At 73.7% G+C, this 2,719-nt stretch carries 1 protein-coding gene and 2 pseudogenes; all 3 read right to left on the bottom strand.

The window, feature by feature from the left end; genetic code table 11:
• Nucleotides 1–1,090, bottom strand: a pseudogene (locus tag AB0L95_RS42010) (1,4-alpha-glucan branching enzyme); the annotation flags it as partial.
• 38 nt (nucleotides 1,091–1,128) lie between these two features.
• Nucleotides 1,129–2,529: a maltokinase gene (locus AB0L95_RS42015; protein ID WP_365171930.1), complete on the bottom strand. Its 1,401-nt coding sequence runs from the start codon at nucleotides 2,527–2,529 to the stop codon at nucleotides 1,129–1,131.
• An 86-nt stretch (nucleotides 2,530–2,615) separates the two neighbouring features.
• Nucleotides 2,616–2,719 (bottom strand): annotated as a pseudogene (locus AB0L95_RS42020) (trehalose synthase); the annotation flags it as partial.

The raw sequence follows: 2,719 nt of genomic DNA on the forward strand, positions 1-2,719 counted from the left end.
GTCGCCAGGAGGGCAGATGCACCTCGTACACCGAGAACGGCGCCTCGTGGACGGGGATGTCCCCGCGATGCGCGAGCCACTCCTCGTCGTGCCACTCGTGGCGGGAGACGTGCACGACCGAGGACGTGTGCGGCGGGACCTCGGTGCGCCGGGCCAGCGGGTCGGCACGCAGGGTCCGGGAGCCGTCCGGGCGGGTGATCTCGAACTTGTACAGCTCGCCCTCGCCGATCCCGGGCACGAACAGTTCCCACACCCCGGACGAGCCGAGGGAGCGCATCGCGTGACCGCTGCCGTCCCAGTGGTTGAAGCCTCCGGCCACGCGCACACCGCGCGCGTTCGGCGCCCACACCGCGAAGCGGGTGCCGGTCACGGCCTGGTGGGTCATCGGATGGGCGCCGAGCACCTGCCACAGCTGCTCGTGCCGTCCCTCGCCGATCAGATGCAGATCCAGCTCGCCGAGCGTGGGCAGGAAGCGGTACGCGTCCTCGGTCTCCTGCGTCGCTCCCTCGTAGGTCACGAGAAGCCGATAGGCCGGGAGGTCCGCCGGCGCCAGCACCGAGAAGAACCCGCCGCCGTCGTCGTGCAGCTCGGTCCGCAGGCCGTCGGCGACGACGGTCACCGACAGCGCGTACGGACGGAAGACCCGGACGGCGACCCCGCCGGGCACCGGATGGGCGCCGAGCACCGCGTGCGGATCGTGGTGGGTGCCGTCGATCAGCCGCGCGCGGTCGGGGGCGCCGACGGCGGGGGAGTCGGCGAGGGAGAGGGCCCCCTCGGAGGCGGCCGCCTGCACGACGGCCGTCCGCCGGGCGGTGGCCTTCTTGGCGACGGCTTTCCCGGCGGCGGCTTTCTTGGCGGGGTCTTTCTTGGCGACGGCCTTCTTGGCAGGAGCCGGGGCCTTCTTCGCTGCTGCCGCCTTCTTCGCCGGCGCCTTCCCGGCCACTGCCGCCTTCTTCGTACCGGCCGTCGACTTCTCGGCGGCCACCGTCGTCCTCTTCGCGGCCGTCGCCTTCTTCCCACCGGTACCGGTCTTCTGCGGACCGTCGCCGTTCTTCTGCGTGCTGTCGTCGGACGGAGGGCGGGGCGTCACGGGCGGGGCCTCCTCGGCAAAGGGCAACGGGCGGTGGATCAGGGGGTGGCGTCAGCGGCCAGGCGGCGTATCGCCGCCATCGGCACCGGCAGCCAGTCGGGGCGGTGGCGGGCCTCGTAGAGGACCTCGTAGACGGCCTTGTCCGTCTCGTACGCGCGCAGCAGCACCGGTTCGGTCCGCGGATCGTGCCCGGCGACCTCGGCGTATCCCGAGCAGTACGCGGCCCGGCACGCCGTGGCCCACTGCGGTGCCGGGGGCCCGGCCGAGTGCGCCGCGTAGTCGAAGGAGCGCAGCATCCCGGCGATGTCCCGCACCACGGGCTGCGGCATCCGGCGCTCGGCGAGCGGCCTCGACGGCTCGCCCTCGAAGTCGATCAGCGACCAGGCGCCGGACGGCGCGCGCAGGCACTGGCCCAGGTGCAGATCCCCGTGGATGCGCTGAGCGGTCCAGGACCGCCCCTCGGCGGCGAGACCGGCCAGCGCCTCGAACGCGGAGTGCAGCGCGGGTGCGTACGGCCGCAGCGCGGGCACCGCCTGCGCCGCCGCCTCCAGCCGCTCGGCCATGCCGCCGACCAGCAGCCGTATCCGGGTGTGGCCCAGCGTGACCGGAGGCAGGGCGCGGGCCAGGGCCGTGTGCACCTCGGCGGTGGCGCGGCCGAGCGCCCGCGCGTCCGGGGTGAAGTCCTCGCCCTTGGCCAGCTCGCGCAGCGCCAGCTCCCAGCCGTCGGAGGCGCCCCGCAGATACGGCTGCAGCACGGCCAGGACGTAGGGCTCGTTCGGATCGTCGAGGTGCGCGAGCAGCCAGCCGGTCGGTGCGGGCACTCGGGGGCAGCGCTCGTGCGACAGCAGCAGCGGGAGTTCCAGATCCGGGTTGGTGCCGGGGACGACACGCCGCAGGAGCTTCAGAATGAACGTATCTCCGTAGACGACGGACGAGTTGGACTGCTCCGCGGTGACCCGCCTCGGGACGAGCCCGTCCCCGATCGGCCGGCGCGGATCGCCGTCGAAGCGCAGCGCGCCGACGCGGGCCCGGGTGCGCAGCGCCTCCAGGAGCACGGTGGCGGCCCGGGGGTCGTACAGCGCCTCGTACACGGTCCGGCCGGCCAGCGGTCCGTCCGACACATGTCCGATGAGTGCGGGCGCCAGCCGCGGCGGCAGCGCCTCGCGCACACCTATCAGGAGCTGGTAGCAGTCGCCGGGGTGCGGCACGGCGCCCAGGGTCGGCGCTTCCGGCTGATGGGCCCGTACCAGCAGATGGACCAGGCCCAGCGTGCCTCCGGGTGGCAGCAGGTCGGTCGCCGCCACCAGCGAGAACCCGGTGACCGGCCGCCCCTTGCCCGCGAACCACCGCTGCCGTGGCAGCCACTCCCGCAGCAGGGGTTCGAGGGAGGCGAGGAGACCTGCCTGGGCCGTGGTGGGGTGGGTGGCGGCTTCCGACATGGCGTACGTCCCTTCCCGGGGGTGGTCGGGGGGTTACTGCCTGCGTGCCCCGGGCGGGACGGTGGAAACCGCCCCGCCCGCTGCTTCTACGCGCCGTCCTTGCGGATTCGGAACCAGTAGAAGCCGTGGCCTGCGAGGGTGAGCAGGTAGGGCAGTTGGCCGATGGCGGGGAAGCGGACCCCGCCGATGA

Source organism: Streptomyces sp. NPDC052036 (genome assembly GCF_040680495.1).
Classification (GTDB): domain Bacteria; phylum Actinomycetota; class Actinomycetes; order Streptomycetales; family Streptomycetaceae; genus Streptomyces.